The organism is Oxalobacter formigenes, assembly GCF_002127965.1.
In the GTDB taxonomy this organism is placed as follows: Bacteria; Pseudomonadota; Gammaproteobacteria; order Burkholderiales; family Burkholderiaceae_D; genus Oxalobacter; species Oxalobacter formigenes.
In genome coordinates, this window is sequence record NZ_CP018787.1 from 2,288,617 (window position 1) to 2,307,178 (window position 18,562).

Genomic DNA, 18,562 nt, shown 5'->3' on the forward strand with positions numbered 1-18,562 from the left:
CGAATTCATTTTCAGAGACGACACTGCAATGGCAGACACAAACGACACCAACTGGAAAATTCCGGTCGACGCTTTAATGTCGGACGATCCGCTCTTGAGATGCCTGGTCATCCTGACCCGACTCTATCAGCATCCTTATTCGGCCCAGACCCTGACTGCCGGGCTCCCGCTTGAAGACGGCAAGCTCAATCCGGAACTGTTTATTCGCGCCGCTAACCGTGCAGGTCTGACATCACGTGTGACCAAGCGCGAATTGCTCGATATTTCGGCTTTGACGTTCCCCGTCGTTTTATTGCTCAAAAACGGGAACGCATGCGTTGCTACCGCCCGCAACGAAGCCAATGTCTGGACGGTTATCCAGACCGAATCCGATGGCGGCGAAATGCAGATATCAAACGAGGAACTGGCCGGGTTTTATTCAGGATTTGCCATATTCAGCCGCCCCTCTTTCCGTTTCGACAGTCGCGCTCACGAACACGAAACGCCAAAAGGCGAGCACTGGTTCTGGAGTGTTTTCCGCCAGTCATGGCCCCTGTATTCAGAAGTATTGATCGCTTCATTACTGATCAATATTTTTGCACTGGTCACCCCGTTGTTCACGATGAACGTTTACGATCGTGTTGTCCCGAATCAGGCGTATGAAACGCTATGGGTTCTGGGTATCGGCATTCTGATCGTTTACATCTTCGATCTGATCATGAAAACATTGCGGGCCTATTTCCTCGATGTGGCCGGCAAACGGGTCGATATTATTCTGTCTTCAACGATATTCGAAAAGATCATGGGACTGAAAGCCGCCGTCCGGCCACGTTCGGTGGGCAGCCTGGCCAACAATCTGCAGGAATTCGAGATGTTCCGGGACTTCATCACTTCCGCGACAATCACGACCCTGATCGATTTGCCGTTTACCATTCTTTTCCTGCTGATCATTCTCTGGATCGGCGGTCCGGTTGTTCTGGTACCTATTGCCGCCATTCCGATCATCATTCTGGTTGCGCTGGCACTGCAACGCCCATTGCAAGGCGTCATCCAGAAAAGTTTCCGTGTGGGTTCCCAGAAGCACGCCACACTGATCGAAACCCTCACCGGCCTTGACACGATCAAAGCTGTCGACGCTGAAGGGATCGCCCAGAGAAAATGGGAAAGAATCATTGGCGAACAAAGCGATCTTGGCCTCAAATCGAAATTATTGACGACAGCGATCGTCAATCAATCCGGATTGTTCCAGCAACTGGCTTATGTCGGCGTCGTAGTCGTCGGCGTTTTCCTGATTACCAACAACATGTTGACCATGGGCGGTCTGATCGCCTGTTCCATGCTGACCGGTCGCGTCACCGCTCCATTGGCTCAGGTCGCCAGCCTGATTACGCGTTACTATCAGGCACGTGCCGCGGTTCAGGGCGTTGATGACATCATGAAACTGCCGGTGGAAAGAACACCCGGCAAGAATTACATTCACCGTCCTGTCATTCGGGGAGATATTGAATTCCGCAATGTGACATTTGCCTATCCGGACCAGAGTATTCCTGCCCTGAAAAACGTCTCATTCAAAATCAGTCAGGGTGAACGTGTCGGTATTATCGGACGAATCGGTTCCGGAAAATCGACACTTGAAAAACTGATACTGGGCATTTACGAACCGAATGAAGGTTCCGTCTGGGTCGATGGCGTCGATTTGCAGCAAATCGATCCGGCCGACCTGCGCAGAAACATCGGTTACATCCCTCAGGACGTGATGCTTTTCTTCGGATCGGTCAAGGACAATATTGTCCTTGGCGCACCTTACGTCGATGACGCCATGATGCTTCGCGCAGCGGAAATTGCCGGCGTGACTGAATTCGTCAATCGTCATCCGCAGGGATTCGACATGCAGATCGGTGAACGTGGCGAAGGCCTGTCTGGAGGACAAAGACAATCCGTCGCGAATGCCCGCGCCCTGTTGCTCGACCCACCGATCTTCATCATGGACGAGCCAAGCAATTCGCTCGACAATCGTTCAGAAGAAAATTTCAAGAAACGTCTCGCCGCCCACCTCGGCAAACATACATTATTGCTGGTAACACACCGTGCATCGCTTTTGACACTCGTCGATCGTCTGATTGTCATGGATAACGGTCAAATTATTGCCGATGGCCCGAAAGAACAGGTCATGCAGGCATTGTCTGGAGGAAAATTGCATGTCGCAAAAGGCTGAAATGGAAGTTGGCAAAGGGCGGCTGGAACGATTCAAACAATGGATTCTTCCTCCCAATGATCCAAATGCCCCTGTACGCGAAGATATCCGGTTCATGCCAACCCGGCTGGGCGCTTTTTTCCTGAACCCGCCCAAGGCCAGCTTCCTGATTATCCGCTACACCCTTATCCTGTTCGTGATCGCCATCATATGGGCCTGCTTCTCGCCTATCGATGAAATCACCCGTGCGGAAGGCAAGATCATTCCATCCAGTAACGTTCAGGTCATCCAGAATCTGGAAGGAGGTATCGTCAGCGATATTCCGGTCAAGATCGGTCAGGTTGTCCATAAAGACGATATTGTCATGAAACTGGATGAGACCCGCTTCGCTTCTTCAGCAGAAGAAAGCAAGGCGGGAATCGACGTCCTGAAAGAACAGGTCAACCAGCGTGCTCAGGAAATCGCCGAAAAACGTTCCCGTCTTTCACAACTTCAACAAAGCTACGCCTTTATCAATAAAGAATTGCAGATGTCCAAACCGTTATTGGCACAAGGTGTCGTTTCAGAAGTTGAAATCCTGCGCCTGCAACGTCAGGTCTCCGACCTCCGGGGTGAAATGGATGCAAACCGTCTGGCGATTCCCCGTCTGGAATCGCAGCTCGCTGAAGCCAAGGCAAAACTCGAAGGCGCGTCTGCTTCGAGTCTGGCCGCCAAGGATCGGCTGGATCGGACGACCGTACGTTCTCCCGTCGACGGTATCATCAAAACAATCAATATCAATACCGTCGGGGGTGTTATCCAGCCTGGCATGAATGTGATGGAAATCGTTCCGGTCGAAGACAAGCTGCTGGTGGAAGCACGTGTACGGCCAAGCGACGTCGGTTTCCTGAAGGTCGGACAACCTGCCATGGTCAAGATTTCCGCCTATGATTTCTCCATTTACGGCGGTCTCGAAGCGGAAGTGGAAAATATTACGGCAGATTCCATCACCAATGAAAAAGGTGAAAGTTTTTATCTGGTTCGCGTCAGAACGAAGAAAAACTATCTGGGCACAGAGGAAAAACCGCTTCCGATCATTCCCGGCATGATGGCATCAGCCAGCATCAAAACCGGAAGCAAGAGCCTGATGACGTATCTGTTGAAACCGATTTTCAAGGCAAAATCAGATGCACTAACGGAAAGATAAGCTTTTGTACAATAAAAAGGCACCATTATTGGTGCCTTTTTATTAACAAGCGTAAATTTCTGCTCCTGCGTCTGTCAGTCGTGTCCGGACATAAAAACGACCAGCTGCAATCTGTCTTTCACATCCAGTTTCTCGAATATGGAACTCAAATGTGCCTTGACGGTTCTCTCTGCGATATCAAGCTCTTTGGCAACCGCCTTGTTGCTGCACCCTTTGTTAACCAGCCTGGCAATTTCCAGTTCGCGCCGTGTCAAACAACTCAGGGGATTGGTTTCGGCTGCAGTAAAAGAGTCTGTTTCTTCGTTTTTTTGTGACTCGGGATTGGTATGTACGGCAGACTCGTGAAGCCTTGCCATCAATGCAGGAATACCGGCAGAAGACAGCCAGACTCCTTTCTTGGATACGACCGAAAGAATTTTCCGGCATTCGGATTCCCCAAGAGTCGGAGGACAACAGGCGACTGCACCAATGGCGAGGCTGGCCAGCTCGGCCGCAGGTGTAAACGAAATTCCCCCGAAAATGAGCCTTGCCTGATCTTTCATGGAAGCGATCTTTTTCAATACTTCCGAATTACGCGCACCCGGCAAATTCATGTCCAGAACGATCAGTTTTGCAGAATTGGCCGACAGAAAATCAAACAATGCGGCAATGGAACCTATCATTCTGACAGTCACCTTGCTGCCGCTTACTTTCATCCAGCGCGCAGCAAACTTTTCATTGGACGTAGCGATGACAAACATGAAAGTGACCTTGAAAAATTTATCCGAAACAGACTGGACAATCCGCAATTTTTGCGATGATGTCGTGTCGGCACCTGTTTGTCCATATTACAAGAAATTTAAAATTTCCTCCCGGTAATCGTTCAACCCAATCGTTTTCGTTATAAAAAAAACCACAAAAATTCCTTTCTGTTGGTATGGCTTTTCTTACCTGCCTGTATCTTCTGTTGCGGATTCATAATCACCCTTGGCAAATTCCCGTTTATAGTGATATTTTAATAGAGTAGCCTTTGGACCTTGAAAGAGCTTTTATTTTGAGGCCGTCAACTGATTGCACTTCCTGTCAAACATTTGCCATGAACTCTCCCAATCTCGTTAACGCAGCCGTCTTTAAAAAACTGACAAATCATCTTCAGGAGGCGAAAAAATGGTCGCTTTCCGAACTTTTCGAAAAAGATCCGGGCCGTTTTCCATCCATGACCCTGACGGCCGGCGGCCTCTTTCTTGATTACTCAAAAAACTGTCTTTCCGGTAAAACAGTGGAACTGCTTGTCGAACTGGCAGAAGAATGTCGGCTGGAACAAAAGCGGGATGACATGTTTCGTGGCGACAAGATCAACACGACGGAACACCGCGCTGTTTTGCATACGGCTCTCCGTGCGCCCCGTTATGAAAAAGTACTGGTCGACGGCAAAAACATCATTCCTGAAATACATGCCGTTCTCGATCGCATGCGCGAATTCTCCGAAAAAATCCATTCCGGCGAATGGAAAGGGTTTTCCGGCAAAAAGATCACCGATGTCGTCAATATCGGCATTGGCGGATCGGACCTTGGCCCAAGAATGGCGACACAGGCATTACGTCATTTTCACATAAAAGGTCTTACCGTTCATTTCGTCGCCAACGTCGACGGGCACGATCTGGAAGCCGTTCTTGATAAAGCCGATCCGGAAACCACGCTGTTTATCGTCGCTTCCAAAACGTTCACAACGCTTGAAACCATGCTCAATGCCCAGTCGGCACGCAGCTGGTTTCTTAACTCGGGCACGATCCGGGACCTGTCCCGACATTTCGTCGCCATTTCAACGAATGCCGCTGCCGTTCGAAAATTCGGCATTCCCGAAGACAATATGTTTCCTTTCTGGGATTGGGTAGGGGGACGTTATTCGGTCTGGTCGGCCATCGGGCTGCCCCTTGTTCTGGCAATCGGATATAACCACTTTACAGAATTTCTGGCAGGTGCATATGCCATGGACGTGCATTTCAAAAACGCACCTCTGGCGTCCAACATGCCGGTCATTCTGGGACTCGTCGGCATCTGGAACCGCAACTTTCTTGGATATTCATCCGTTTCCATCGCGCCTTATCTTCAGGATCTGATCAGTTTTTCGAATTATCTCCAGCAACTTGAAATGGAAAGCAATGGGAAACAGGTTCGGAAAAACGGTGAAGCCGTTGAATACAGGACCTGTCCCGTCATCTGGGGAAATGTCGGGACGAACGGTCAGCACGCCTATTTCCAGCTCTTGCATCAGGGCACAGAAATAATTCCGGTCGATTTCATCACGGCACTCCAGCCCCATCACACTTTGCCAAAACATCATGCGGCATTATTGGCCAATTGTTTCGCCCAGTCGGAAGCGTTAATGGTCGGCAAATCTGCCGAAAAGGTGCGTGCCGATCTCGAGGCTGCCGGTATGTCTACTGCCGAAATAGAAGTACAGACACCCCAGAGAATGTTCCCCGGCAACCGGCCGAGCAACACCATCCTGATGAATGTGCTGCGCCCTGAAACGCTTGGAGCGTTAATGGCACTCTATGAACACAAGACTTTTGTTCAGGGAGCTATCTGGAACGTCAACAGCTTTGACCAGTGGGGTGTCGAACTGGGCAAGCTTCTGGCAAAAACCATTGAAAATGAACTTGAAGGAGACGAGTTGGCCCATCACGACAGTTCAACTTCAGGTTTGATTGCACTGGCAAAAGCAAGCCTGAAAAAATAAATCGTGTCCCAATAAAAAAAGCACAATCGACGATTGTGCTTTTTTTGCTTTCCGGTCTTTATCGATACGCCGTCCTGATGAGAGCAGGTTGTTTCAATTTCGGATAAACAGGTAATGAAACCGATGCACTGTCCTGTGACGAACTGTTATTCATTCTGATGATTTTCGGCGATGGCCACTGACCTTTCAATACTTCTTCTTTTGGCTGGTACAGTTGGAGCAGCAGGAAGAACCTTCCCTCCGGAACCGGCATCCAGTTGGACAGTTTTTCCTCTCCCGGTTTTTGCTGTTGGAGATACAGTGTTAAAGTCCCATCCTCATTCAATTTGAATGATTGCCGTGTCGAACTGATCGTGAAGGAACTGGACGGATTGAATCCTGAAAACTGTTGCGATACCGGATAAGCCGACAGAGACCAGAAAGCGCTGACCGGGGGCAAATTATTCTTTTCGAATCTCAGTTCATACTGGTTCTTGCCGTTCAGTTTCTTGTTACTTGCGCTGACTTCATAGATGATGCCCCAGATTTCCTCTGAAGAATTTCCGTAAAGATTTTTTGAAGCGATATAGGCCCGGTAAGGATAATTTTCCTTCAGCAAATTGGAACTGGTGCCAAACAGGACAGGAGCCTTGACGTTCGTCTTCGACATCGTATCCAGTTCTGCCTGCCCGGCAGCCATTCCATCTATCAAGGCTTTTTTCTCTGAATCCGACATGGTGGAATAATCGAAGGCCTTGCCCGGTACGATTCCGATTTCGGCAAAGCGTTTCATCATGCCGTTTTCTTCTTTTGGAATCGTGCAAAACTGCAGCATGAAATTGAGATAAGTGAAAAATTCCGGCGTTTTGGCCTTTGCCGAGTTATAAACCGGAAAATTCAATGGCTGCGGAGATGGTGGCGGAGTTGTATGAGCATACTGGCTTAAGGGTTCGATTTTATATTGATTCATTATTTTCGTATTTTTTTCAGCGCCGGTCATATCCCCGGTCTGAAGCCGGAACATGACAAATACGAATGCAGAGGGCGATTCGACCACTCGTGAAATACCTTCCGGTTTGTCCCCTTTCCATCCAGGAGCGACAATCAACAGGCGTCCTCCCCTGCTTCCATCTTTCAGGCTGCTGAAATAATCGAAATCGTTTCCGAACAGATCGACGAACTGAACGGAAAAATAACGTTTGCTCTCTACTTGTGAAATCGTAACGACAGCAGGTTCACGACGTAAATCCAGCCAGGCACTCCCGTAGGCCATATCCGTTTTACCCGGTTTCACACTGATTTCGGTCTGGGCCTGTATTTTTTCCTCATTGCCGTTTTCCGTCGCTTCTTCCGTTTCGGTGACTTCCACTTCGGCAGTCAACTGCACAGGCAAAACAGCCAGTTCATTGAAAGGTTTCACGAAATTCGGATTTTGCGTATCGATGGCAGAAATGCTCATATTCCGATAATTTTCAACGATCGGATATCCATAGATATAAGCCTCTTTGGCAATCTGGGTGATTTCCGTTTCATTGAGACGTTTTTTCTGATGACAGGACGCCAGCAAAAAAACCGTCATTAAACCAATCAAAATATGGGTGAATTTCATAAAATCAGTCGATTATGGTCAGCGAAACAATTTTGTCATAAAAACTTAATAAAACACCGTTCAAGTGAAGTGAATCGTACTTCAGCCCATGCCAAATTTCCACGAAAGATTGGATATATCAATAAAATATTTTTTGTCGTTCGCTTATACTGGTACCAGAAACATATTCAGGCGGAACAATACTTCACGGAATTGCAGAGAAATGACAATTCATTCCCCTGTCGGCTGATATCTTCACGCTTTAATCCGTTTTTCATATTGATTATTCCCGTACAGAGGTAACAGAGCCGCCATTATGTGTTAATTTAAAACAGTGATTCCATGTCCAAGCTGCCTCAACCTTTTGTGAAAGTAAATATATGAACCAACTGGAACAATTGAAACACTATACGACCGTTGTAGCAGACACAGGTGATTTCCAGTCTATCCAGCGTTATTCTCCTGAAGATTCCACGACCAATCCCTCGCTGATTCTGAAAGCCGTTCAGAAAGATACCTATGAGTCGCTTCTGGAAAAAACCGTTCGTGACAATAAAGGCAAAACAACGGAAGAAATCATGGACCGCCTGCTGGTCGCTTTCGGGGTGGAAATTCTGAAAATCGTCCCGGGCCGCGTTTCAACCGAAACGGATGCACGCCTGTCGTTCGATACCGAAGGCAGCATCAAAAAGGGTCGTGAACTGATTGCGCTTTACAAGGCAAATGGCATTTCCCCTGATCGTGTCCTGATCAAAATCGCTTCCACCTGGGAAGGTATCCGTGCGGCAGAAGTTCTCCAGAAAGAAGGCATCCGCTGCAATATGACGCTGATGTTTTCCCTGCCGCAGGCCGTTGCCTGTGCCGAGGCAAAAGTCCAGCTCATTTCCCCATTCGTCGGCCGCATTTACGACTGGTACAAAAAACAGACTGGAACCGATTACGCTGGAGCAGACGATCCCGGGGTCCAGTCCGTCAAACGCATTTACGATTATTACCGCAAGTTCGGATATCCAACCGAAGTGATGGGAGCCAGTTTCCGAAACACGTCCCAGATCATCGAACTGGCCGGTTGCGATCTTTTGACGATCAGTCCGGAACTGTTGCAAAAACTGTCCGAATCCGATGCGCCGGTTACCCGCAAACTCAGCCCGGAACTTGCCAAAGCCGATCCGATCGAAAGAGTCAGTTACGACGAAAAATCATTCAGGCTTGCCTTGAACGACGAAGCGATGGCGACTGAAAAACTTTCCGAAGGAATCCGCCTGTTTTGCGCAGATACGGTAAAATTGGAAAAAATGATCGACGCCCTGCGCTGATCGGTTCAAAAAATTCATTTGTTTCATTTCTGAATGGTGCTTTCTTCTGACGAAGAAAGCACCATTCGTGGTTTTGGGGAACGGTTTTTTGATTAATACTCGTTCTCATTTACGGTTTTTATTATTGATTCAACCCTTTTATCATGACGACAAATCAACCCACTATCGGCGAAGTCATCCAGAAAAAGAAAATTCATGGCCTGACATCGAAGGAGGCCGAAGAAAGACTGCAAGCGGAAGGGTTGAATGAACTGTCATCCGCCAAACCCCAATCGATTCTTGCGATTGCATGGGGCGTTGTATCGGAACCCATGTTCCTGTTACTGCTTTCCTGCGGCATCATCTATCTGTTGATCGGTAATCTGGAGGATGCCCTGATTTTGCTGGGTTCCGTCGCGATTATCGTGACCATGAGTTTTTTTCAGGAAAAGAAAAGCGAAAGGACACTTGAAGCATTGCGCGATTTGACGAGTCCGCGCGCACTCGTCTTGCGGGATGATGAACAAATCCGGATTTCCGGCAAAGACGTCGTTCGTGAAGATATCATTTTCCTCTCCGAAGGTGATCGCGTCCCGGCAGACGCCTATTTGCTGGAAGCGCAAAACATGACTGTCGACGAGTCGCTTTTAACAGGTGAATCAGTCCCCGTACGCAAACAGGCTTCCGACACGGGTGATATCTCTTCCGAAAGCAAGCCCGGTGGCGACGATTTGCCTTTCCTGTTTTCCGGTTCACTCGTCGTACAGGGAAAAGGCATCGCCCGCGTGACGGCGATCGGTGAAAGAACCGAACTGGGAAAAATCGGCAAGGCACTTTCTTCGCAGGAGACTGAAACCAGCCGGGTTCAGGCGGAAACGAGCCATGCCGTCAAGGTCGTGGCCACCACCAGCGCCGCACTCGTCGGTCTTCTGGTTATCTGGTACGGCATAACCCGTCATGACTGGTTGAATGGCATTCTGGCCGGTTTGACGCTGGCGATGAGTATCATGCCTGCTGAATTCCCTTTGGTTCTGGCGATTTTCCTCGGCCTCGGTGCATGGCGCATGGCACAAAAACATGTCCTGACACGCCGGATACCTGCTATCGAAATGCTGGGAGCGGCCACGGTTTTATGCGTTGACAAAACCGGGACGCTGACACAAAACCGTATGGTTTTATCGAAAATCATGACTCATGGCGATCTCTACACTTTTGATGGAGAAGCGTCATTAAAACACGATAACTTTCCGGAAAAATTCCATGAAACACTGGAATTCGCCATGCTCTCCAGCCAGCGGGATCCTTTCGATCCGATGGAACGGGCCATCCAGCAAGCCGGGCGGCAGGTATTGGCAGGAACCGAACATATTCATGACAGCTGGTCGCTGGTTGAGGAATACCCTCTTTCACGCGAATTGCTGGCAATCTCCCGTGTCTGGCGTTCTCCCGATCTGACCCAATATGTCATTGCCGCCAAGGGTGCACCTGAAGCGATTATGGATCTTTGCCATCTGGATGAAAAAACGATGGCGACTATTTCTGAACAGGTCAATTCCCTTGCCGAACAGGGTTTGCGCGTTCTGGCTGTCGCCAAAGCGTCTTTCAGCCATAAAGAACTTCCTTCCCAGCAGCATGATTTCGATTTCGAATTTTTGGGAATTATCGGTCTGGCCGATCCATTACGGCCGACTGTGAGAACGGCTGTGAAAGAATGCCTGACCGCCGGTATCCGGGTCATCATGATCACCGGCGATTATCCGGCCACGGCAAAAAAGATTGCCGAAGAAGCGGGTCTGGACGCCAGCGGTGTGGTTCTGACGGGACAGGAAATGGAGTTTTTAAGCCCCGAAGAACTGAAAGAACGCATCCGGAAAGGGAATGTTTTTTGCAGGGCAACACCGGAACAGAAACTCCAGCTCGTCAACATGCTGAAAGAAAATGGCGAGATCGTGGCGATGACAGGCGACGGCGTCAACGATGCCCCGGCTTTGAAATCGGCCCATATCGGTATTGCGATGGGTGAAAGGGGTACCGATGTCGCCCGTGAATCGGCTTCGCTCGTTTTGTTGAATGACGATTTTTCATCCATCGTCTGTGCCGTCAGACTGGGCAGGCGTATTTTCGACAATATCCGCAAGGCGGTCGTCTTCATCGTTGCAGCTCACATCCCTATTGCCGGATTGTCGCTCATTCCTGTCATGCTGGGATGGCCTTTGATGCTGTTGCCGATCCATATCGTGTTTTTCGAATTGATGGTCGATCCGATCTGTTCGGTGGCTTTTGAAAATGAACCGGAAGAAACCGATGTCATGACACGGCCTCCCCGTCCCACTAATGCCAGGATTTTCGACAAATCCATACTGCTGCTGGGCGTCAAACAGGGACTGGCCCTTCTCGCATGGGTCGTCTTCGTTTACTGGTTTGCGCAGAAAAACGGTTTCGATTCCGAACAGGCCAGAACGCTGACCTTTACGGCAATGATTATGGGTGATATCTGGCTGATCCTGATCAACCGTTCCTGGAGCCGGTCTTTTTTCAAATCACTTGTGCAACCGAACAGGATTTTGTGGTCAGTTCTCGCTGCGACGATAGCCGTGCTGGTAGTCGGAATCTTCGTACCGGCAGTACGAACCCTGTTCCATTTTGGCGCCGTTCAGTGGGGATACATCGTCATATCGATTGTAGCAACAGCCGTGTTTACAGGACTGATTTCACTGATTCCGTTTTTCAGAAGGCAAAAATGAAAGGGTCACTTTTTCAGATGTGGATTGTGTCGAAGCATAGCGAAAAGCGCGTTATTCACCCGTTTGGTATCTTCGATCAAATCGAAGCTGTCAGGCATAAACAACCAGCTGCGCAATAGCCCGGAGAAAGTGAATCCCATCAGACGGGAAGCCAGTCCGATATCGAGATCTTCAGGCAATTGCTTTCTCAATTGTGCATTGCTGAGAGTATTTTGTATCATGCTATTGCAATAGGTTTGCCATTCTTTTTGCTGGATGACAATGGCATCGGATTCATCCGTGTATTCGCATTTATGAAAAAGGATATTCAAAACCTTCCGGTAATGCGGGTTATCGATGATGCCCTGCATAAGATTTTCATGCCCGGCACTCAATTGTTCAAGCGGATCTTCTGTATCCTTGTCAGCTGTTTTTTCAACAAGTGCTTTCATCGGACCACGGACTCTGTCGCACATGGCTTCAAACAATTCCACCTTGTTTTTGAAATGCCAATATATGGCGCCACGGGTCACGCCCGCTGCTTCCGCAATTTCGTTCAAGGTCGTCCGTGAAACCCCTCTTGCATTAAAAACATCCTCGGCTGCATCGAGAATTCGTTCACGAGTTTCAAGAGGTTTTTTTCGTACGGCGCCTTCCATTAGCACTTCCTTTTAACAAGTTGTAACAATTTATTAGTGTTGTTGCGCAAAAATATCGTCTGAACGATAATCAGGAGAAATAGATTACATACATTCATGATTGTATGTTAGATTACCTTCCCAGTCATCTACAATATGGCCTTTATTTTTATATAAATTGGTTTTCCTGTTTCCTGACCAATTGAAAACCGATCCATTACACAAAAAAAATCCATGAGATCCATTTCCTGTTTAAAAAGCGTAGGCGCTGCCCTCATAGCCGTTTCTCTCCTTTCCGCCTGCGGCGACAAAGCCGCACCACCGGCCCAGTTGCCAGAGGCGGCATATGTGACGATCGCCCCTGAAAAAAGAGCGGTTGAAAACGAATTGCCAGGCCGTCTGGAATCGTACCGGACAGCAGAAGTGCGTGCCCGTGTTCCCGGTATTGTTTTGAAGCGGACCTTTGAAGAAGGCGCATTTGTCAAGCAGGGACAGGTTCTCTTCAAGATCGATCCCCGAAGCTATCAGGCTTCGGTGCAAAACGCCAAAGCAGCGCTTTCACGTGCAGAAGCCAACAAGGTGCAGGCCGACCTGAAACTGAAACGGTACAAACCTCTGGTCGAAATCAACGCCATCAGCAAACAGGAATATGATGATGCGATTGCCGCTGCAAAACAGGCAAGCGCCGATGTTGAAGCCGCCAAGGCCACTCTGGTCAACAACAAGTTGAATCTGGAATATGCGACCGTTACCGCTCCGATTTCCGGACGGATCGGCCGTGCAATGGTGACTGAAGGCGCACTGGTCGGACAAAACGAAGCGACTCTTCTGGCCACTATCCAGCAGATCAACCCGATTTACCTGAACCTGACCCAGTCGAGCGCCGAATTGCTGAAACTGCGCCAGATGATGCAAAGCGGGGCCTTGAAAGATGCGGAAAAATCCGGCCTGAAAGTTACCATGGTCATGGAAGACGGTTCGATTTACCCACACACCGGTAAATTGCTCTTTTCTGATATTTCTGTTGATCCGACTACAGGTGAACTGGCCTTGAGGGCCCTTTTCCCCAATCCGGATAATATGCTGTTGCCGGGCATGTTCGTCCGTGCCCGCCTCGAACAGGCTGTCAACGAAAATGCCATTACTGTTCCCCAACAGGCTGTCCAGCATACCAATGACGGCTCGCAGGTCATCGTCATCAATCAGGAAAACAAGGCTGAGATCCGTCAGGTCAAGACGACCAGCGCTATCGGTAACCGCTGGCTCGTGACCGAAGGGCTGCAACCCGGAGACCGCGTGATTGTCGAAGGATTGCAGAAAGTCAGACCAGGTTCACCAGTCAATCCAGTTGAATGGGTCGATCCGATGGCTCCTGCCAAGGCTCCAGCCGAAACCCCTGCCGCCGCTGCGCCGGCTACTGAAGCCGGTTCCAAAGCGGCTGACGGCGGGGCTGCCGCTGGCGCCGCTGAAGGACAGGCACAAACCACTCAGGCTAAATAAGCAAAAATAAGGAACATTTTATGGCAAGGTTTTTTATTGACCGCCCTGTTTTTGCGTGGGTCATCGCAATCTTCATTACACTGGCGGGGATCATTTCCATCACCCAGTTACCGGTGTCGCAATACCCGAATATTGCGCCACCTCAGGTCACTGTGTCGGCGACCTATCCGGGCGCAACGGCAAAAACGGTTGAAGACAGCGTTATTTCCATTATCGAACAGGAAATGAACGGTGCTACCGGTCTTCAATATATGGAATCCGAAAGCCAGAGTAACGGCTCCGGTAAAATTACCCTGACGTTCACACCTGAAACGGACGTCGAACTGGCTGCCGTCGACGTACAGAACCGCATCAAGCGTATCGAATCCCGTTTGCCTTCGGCTGTAAGCCAACAGGGTGTGCAGATCAACAAGGCTCGCAGTAACTATGTTGCCATTATCACACTTATTTCTTCCGACGGTAGTATGTCGCCTATCCAGCTGGGTGACTACCTGTCGCGTAACGTGATCAACGATATCAAACGTTTGCCGGGCGTGGGGGACGCAACGATTTTCGGGACGGAAAACGCGATGCGTATCTGGATTGACCCGATCAAACTGACAGGACTCAAACTGACGCCAAATGACGTCGCCAACGCGATCAGGGGTCAGAATGCGGTGGTCACTTCCGGTGCCATCGCCGGAACGCCAAATGTCGGCACGGAAACATTCACTGCCAACGTGAATGTACGCGGGCAATTGAAAACCGCTGAGGAGTTCGGAAATATCGTTTTAAGAGCCAATACGGATGGTTCTCTTGTACGTCTGAAAGATGTCGCCCGTGTGGAACTGGGCGGGCAATCGTATGAAACATATGCCCGTCTGGACGGCCATCCGATCGCCGGCTTCGGTGTCCTTCCGACACCGACCGCCAACACGATGGCGATGATGCAATCCATCCGGGACAAGATGGAAGAGCTGTCACAATATTTTCCGAAAGGCGTAACTTACAGTATCCAGAACGATACATCCAAATTCGTCAAGGTTTCCATTCATGAAGTGGTGAAAACCCTGTTTGAAGGTATTTTCCTGGTTTTCGTCATCATGTATCTGTTCCTTCAGAATTTCAGGTACACGATCATTCCGACCATCGTTGTTCCGATTGCGTTGATGGGAACCTTCGCCGTGATGAATGCGTTGGGCTTTTCCATCAACATGCTCTCCATGTTCGGTATGGTGCTCTCCATTGGCATTCTGATTGACGATGCCATTGTGGTGGTTGAAAACGTGGAACGTATCATGGCGACGGAAGGCCTGTCGCCCCGTGATGCGACTTACAAGGCGATGGGCCAGATCACAGGGGCTATTGTCGGTATTTCCCTTGTCCTGACAGCCGTTTTCATCCCGATGGCATTCTTCGGTGGTTCGGTTGGCGCCATTTATCGACAGTTCTCGATTGCGATGGTCGCATCGATGGCATTCTCGGCATTTCTGGCACTGTCCCTGACGCCGGCGCTCTGTGCAACGATTCTGAAACCGATCGATCCCAACGCTCATGAGGAGAAAAAAGGCTTCTTCGGCTGGTTCAACCGCAAGTTCCACAGCATGACGATGACGTACGAGCGTCAAGTATCCAAAACACTTGGCAGAACCATGCGTTACATGCTCATCTACGGTGCGATCGTCGTCTGTACAGCGTTCATGTTCTGGAAATTGCCGACATCCTTCCTTCCGAATGAGGATCAGGGTTACGTTTATACCAACGTGCAGCTACCTTCCGGCGCGACACAGGCCAGAACGCTTGATGCCTTGAAAGTCGTTGAAGACCAGTTCATGAAAGAGCCTGGCGTCGATCACATCGTGACCGTTGTCGGCCACAGTTTTTCGGGTAACGGTCAAAACGGCGGCCTGGCTTTCGTTACGTTGAAGGACTGGGATGAACGCGGTTCCGACGACTCGGCCGACGCCATCGTCAAACGGGCTTTCGGACGCTTTTCGCAAGTCCGCGATGCGATTATTTTCCCGATGAGTCCTCCTCCGATTCGTGAACTCGGTACGGAATCCGGATTTGTCTTCCGTCTGCAGGATCGTGCAAGTAAAGGCAATGAAGCTCTGGTCGCAGCAAAAAACCAGTTATTGCAACTCGCACGACAAAGCAAGGTATTCAAGAACGTCCGCTTCGACGGTATGGAAAACGCCGCCCAGCTCGAGTTGAAAATCGACCGTGAAAAAGCGAATGCACTTGGCGTGTCGTTTGACGATATCAATTCAACACTGGCTACTGCTTTCGGTTCTAATTATGTGAACGACTTCGACAGCAAGGGACGCCAGCAGCGTGTAGTCGTTCAACTGGACGCGTCTGAACGCATGACGCCGGACGACATCAAGAATCTGTACGTCCGGAATTCGAAAGGCACGATGGTTCCGTTCTCGGCTTTCTCCTCATCGGAATGGTCCAATGGCCCTGTCCAGCTGATCCGTTACAACGGGTATCCGGCCATGCGTATTACCGGTAGCCCTGCCGAAGGATACAGTACCGGTGCGGCGATGGATGAAATGGTAGCGCTCACGCAGCAATTGCCGGAAGGTTTCGGTTATGAATGGACCGGTCAGTCACTGGAAGAAAAAACCTCGGGTTCGCAGGCGCCTATGCTGTTCGCCCTGTCGCTTCTCGCCGTTTTCCTCTGTCTTGCCGCACTGTATGAAAGTACGTCGATTCCGGTCGCCGTCCTTCTGGTGGTTCCACTCGGTGTGTTCGGTGCCCTGATCGGTGTGTTCTTGAGAGGCATGCCGAATGACGTTTACTTCAAGGTCGGGTTGATTGCAACCATCGGTCTTGCCGCGAAAAATGCGATTCTGATCGTTGAATTCGCCAAGGATCTGCAGGCGCAAGGCAAAGGGCTCATCCGTTCCACCCTTGAAGCGGTCAGGTTGCGTTTCCGTCCGATCATCATGACGTCGCTGGCCTTTATTCTGGGTGTCGTCCCTCTGGCGATCGCATCCGGCGCGGGTTCTGCCGCACAGCAGGCTATCGGTACCGGTGTTCTGTTCGGTATGATTGCAGCAACGGTTCTGGCCGTTTATCTGGTGCCGATCTTCTTTATTGTCGTCCGTTCCCTGTTCTCGGGCAGTGCACGCCAACAGTCGATGTACGCACGAAACAATACACAGGACAGAAAGAAACCCTGGAAAATCAGCTGGGACTTCTTAAATCGCGGAAGCAGGAAAGACAAGGAAAGTCAGCAAGACAATGAAAGTCAGAAGGACAAAGAAGATGATTAAGAAATTAACCCTCGTTTTACTGGCTGCCGGTGTCTTGAGCAGTTGCAGTATGGCGCCCAATTACGTGCGACCGGATGCCCCGATTGAAAGCCAGTTCCCGGGCAACGCGGATGACGCTTCTGCAAAAACGCCCGTGACGCAAATCGGATGGAATGAATTTTTCCATGAACCGCGATTGAAAGCGCTGATCGCTGCCGCAATTGAAAACAATCGTGATTTGAGAGTAGCAGCCTTGCGAATTGAGGAAGCGCGTGCCCTGTATGGCATCCAGTGGGCTGACCGTCTCCCGAATTTCGAAGCTCAGGGAGCCGGAACCCGTCAAAGAACGGTCGGCACAACCGGCGGCATGGTAACACAGGGCAATTACACTGTTGGCCTGGGTCTGGCTGCCTTCGAGCTGGACTTCTTCGGAAGGGTGAAAAGCCTGTCGGACGCTGCACTGGCAGAATATCTGGCCACGGAAGAAGCCCAACGTGCCGCCTATATCAGCCTTGTTTCGGAAGTGGCCAAAACCTATCTGACCGAACGTGCACAAGCGCGACAGATTGAGTTGGCAAAAGAATCCTACGAGTCTTACAAACGCAGCTATGAGCTGATGCAAAAGCGTTATGAAGTCGGTGCATCTTCCGCACTGGAATTGCGTCAGTATGAAACGCTGATGCAATCGGCACTGGTTTCGCTCTCCACCCTGCAAAGACAACGCGCCCAGACAGAAAACGCACTTGTCGTACTGATTGGTGGAAAGCAGATCAAGGATCTTCCTGCGGCGCACGACTTGTCGGAAGACGACATCATGCAGGACATTCCCGCCGGATTGCCGTCCGATCTGATCAACAACCGGCCGGACATTCGCCAGTATGAACAATTGCTCAAGTCAGCGAACGCCAATATCGGCGCAGCCAGAGCAGCCTTTTTCCCGCGTATTACCCTGACAGGTTTTGCCGGAACAGCAAGCCCGACTTTATCCGGCCTTTTCGATGCCGGGTCCGGTGCATGGACATTTATGCCGCAACTGACACTGCCGATTTTCGATGCAGGCCGCAATATCAGCAATCTGGATCTGGCAGAGGCTCGCAAGAATATCGCGGTGGCCCAATATGAAAAAACCGTTCAGGTCGCTTTCCGTGAAGTCGCTGACGCCCTGATGGCACGCGACTGGTTGAATGAACAGGTCAAGGCTCAGGCTGCTGTTCTGAAATCAGAGACGGAACGCCTGAAACTGTCCGAAGCGCGGTACAACAACGGTATTGCCAGTTCGCTGGAAGTATTCGATTCACAACGCCAGCAATTTGCGGCACAGCAGTCGCTGGTTGACGCACGTCTGTTACGCCTGATCAATACAGTGGAACTGTATCGTTCACTGGGTGGCGGCATCGTCGATGCCAATGCGCCGAAAACAGCCAAAACAACTGCTGAACCGGTAGCGCAAAATACTGAAGGCTGATAAAAAAACGGATAATGTCTGCCTGTGCAATATTTATTGAAAGAAATATTCAAT

Annotated in this window: 11 protein-coding genes; 8 read left to right on the forward strand and 3 right to left on the reverse strand. The window is 50.0% G+C overall.

Annotated features, from left to right (window positions below; genetic code table 11):
- Positions 1-28: 28 nt before the first annotated feature.
- Both BRW83_RS10840 and BRW83_RS10845 read left to right on the forward strand, forming a co-directional pair.
- Positions 29-2,194 (forward strand): type I secretion system permease/ATPase, encoded by a 2,166-nt coding sequence (locus BRW83_RS10840; RefSeq protein ID WP_005879420.1) that lies wholly within the window; start codon positions 29-31, stop codon positions 2,192-2,194.
- Positions 2,178-3,359 carry an HlyD family type I secretion periplasmic adaptor subunit gene (locus tag BRW83_RS10845; protein ID WP_005879419.1) on the forward strand — a complete coding sequence of 394 codons (1,182 nt, stop codon included), beginning with the start codon at positions 2,178-2,180 and terminating at the stop codon, positions 3,357-3,359. Before BRW83_RS10840 ends, BRW83_RS10845 begins: the two co-directional genes overlap by 17 nt.
- Positions 3,360-3,433: 74 nt before the next feature.
- Here the strand turns inward: BRW83_RS10845 and BRW83_RS10850 are convergent, their stop codons facing one another.
- The gene (locus tag BRW83_RS10850) at positions 3,434-4,099 is read right to left on the reverse strand and encodes a response regulator transcription factor (RefSeq protein WP_036603421.1); all 666 of its coding nucleotides are present in this window, start codon (positions 4,097-4,099) and stop codon (positions 3,434-3,436) included.
- A 335-nt stretch (positions 4,100-4,434) separates the two neighbouring features.
- Between BRW83_RS10850 and pgi the strand changes: the two genes are divergently transcribed.
- Positions 4,435-6,081 carry a glucose-6-phosphate isomerase gene (gene pgi, locus BRW83_RS10855; protein ID WP_005879416.1) on the forward strand — a complete coding sequence of 549 codons (1,647 nt, stop codon included), beginning with the start codon at positions 4,435-4,437 and terminating at the stop codon, positions 6,079-6,081.
- Positions 6,082-6,139: 58 nt separating this feature from the next.
- Here the strand turns inward: pgi and BRW83_RS10860 are convergent, their stop codons facing one another.
- Positions 6,140-7,639: a DUF1254 domain-containing protein gene (locus tag BRW83_RS10860; RefSeq protein ID WP_186447493.1), complete on the reverse strand. Its 1,500-nt coding sequence runs from the start codon at positions 7,637-7,639 to the stop codon at positions 6,140-6,142.
- Between the two features lie 389 nt (positions 7,640-8,028).
- Between BRW83_RS10860 and tal the strand changes: the two genes are divergently transcribed.
- The gene (gene tal / locus BRW83_RS10865; protein WP_005879412.1) at positions 8,029-8,964 is read left to right on the forward strand and encodes a transaldolase; all 936 of its coding nucleotides are present in this window, start codon (positions 8,029-8,031) and stop codon (positions 8,962-8,964) included.
- A 143-nt stretch (positions 8,965-9,107) separates the two neighbouring features.
- The gene (locus BRW83_RS10870) at positions 9,108-11,687 is read left to right on the forward strand and encodes a cation-translocating P-type ATPase (protein WP_005879410.1); all 2,580 of its coding nucleotides are present in this window, start codon (positions 9,108-9,110) and stop codon (positions 11,685-11,687) included.
- A gap of 5 nt (positions 11,688-11,692) precedes the next feature.
- On the opposite strand, the gene BRW83_RS10875 is transcribed toward BRW83_RS10870, so the two are convergent.
- Positions 11,693-12,325 (reverse strand): TetR family transcriptional regulator, encoded by a 633-nt coding sequence (locus BRW83_RS10875; protein ID WP_005879408.1) that lies wholly within the window; start codon positions 12,323-12,325, stop codon positions 11,693-11,695.
- A gap of 213 nt (positions 12,326-12,538) precedes the next feature.
- Between BRW83_RS10875 and BRW83_RS10880 the strand changes: the two genes are divergently transcribed.
- Genes BRW83_RS10880 through BRW83_RS10890 form a run of 3 tightly spaced genes read left to right on the forward strand, consistent with a single transcriptional unit; the run spans position 12,539 to position 18,508 of the window.
- The gene (locus tag BRW83_RS10880; RefSeq protein ID WP_005879406.1) at positions 12,539-13,804 is read left to right on the forward strand and encodes an efflux RND transporter periplasmic adaptor subunit; all 1,266 of its coding nucleotides are present in this window, start codon (positions 12,539-12,541) and stop codon (positions 13,802-13,804) included.
- 20 nt (positions 13,805-13,824) lie between these two features.
- A complete protein-coding gene (locus tag BRW83_RS10885) occupies positions 13,825-17,064 on the forward strand; it encodes an efflux RND transporter permease subunit (RefSeq protein WP_005879404.1) in 3,240 nt (1,079 codons plus the stop codon).
- Positions 17,057-18,508 (forward strand): efflux transporter outer membrane subunit, encoded by a 1,452-nt coding sequence (locus BRW83_RS10890; protein ID WP_005879402.1) that lies wholly within the window; start codon positions 17,057-17,059, stop codon positions 18,506-18,508. Before BRW83_RS10885 ends, BRW83_RS10890 begins: the two co-directional genes overlap by 8 nt.
- The last annotated feature ends 54 nt before the right edge of the window (positions 18,509-18,562 follow it).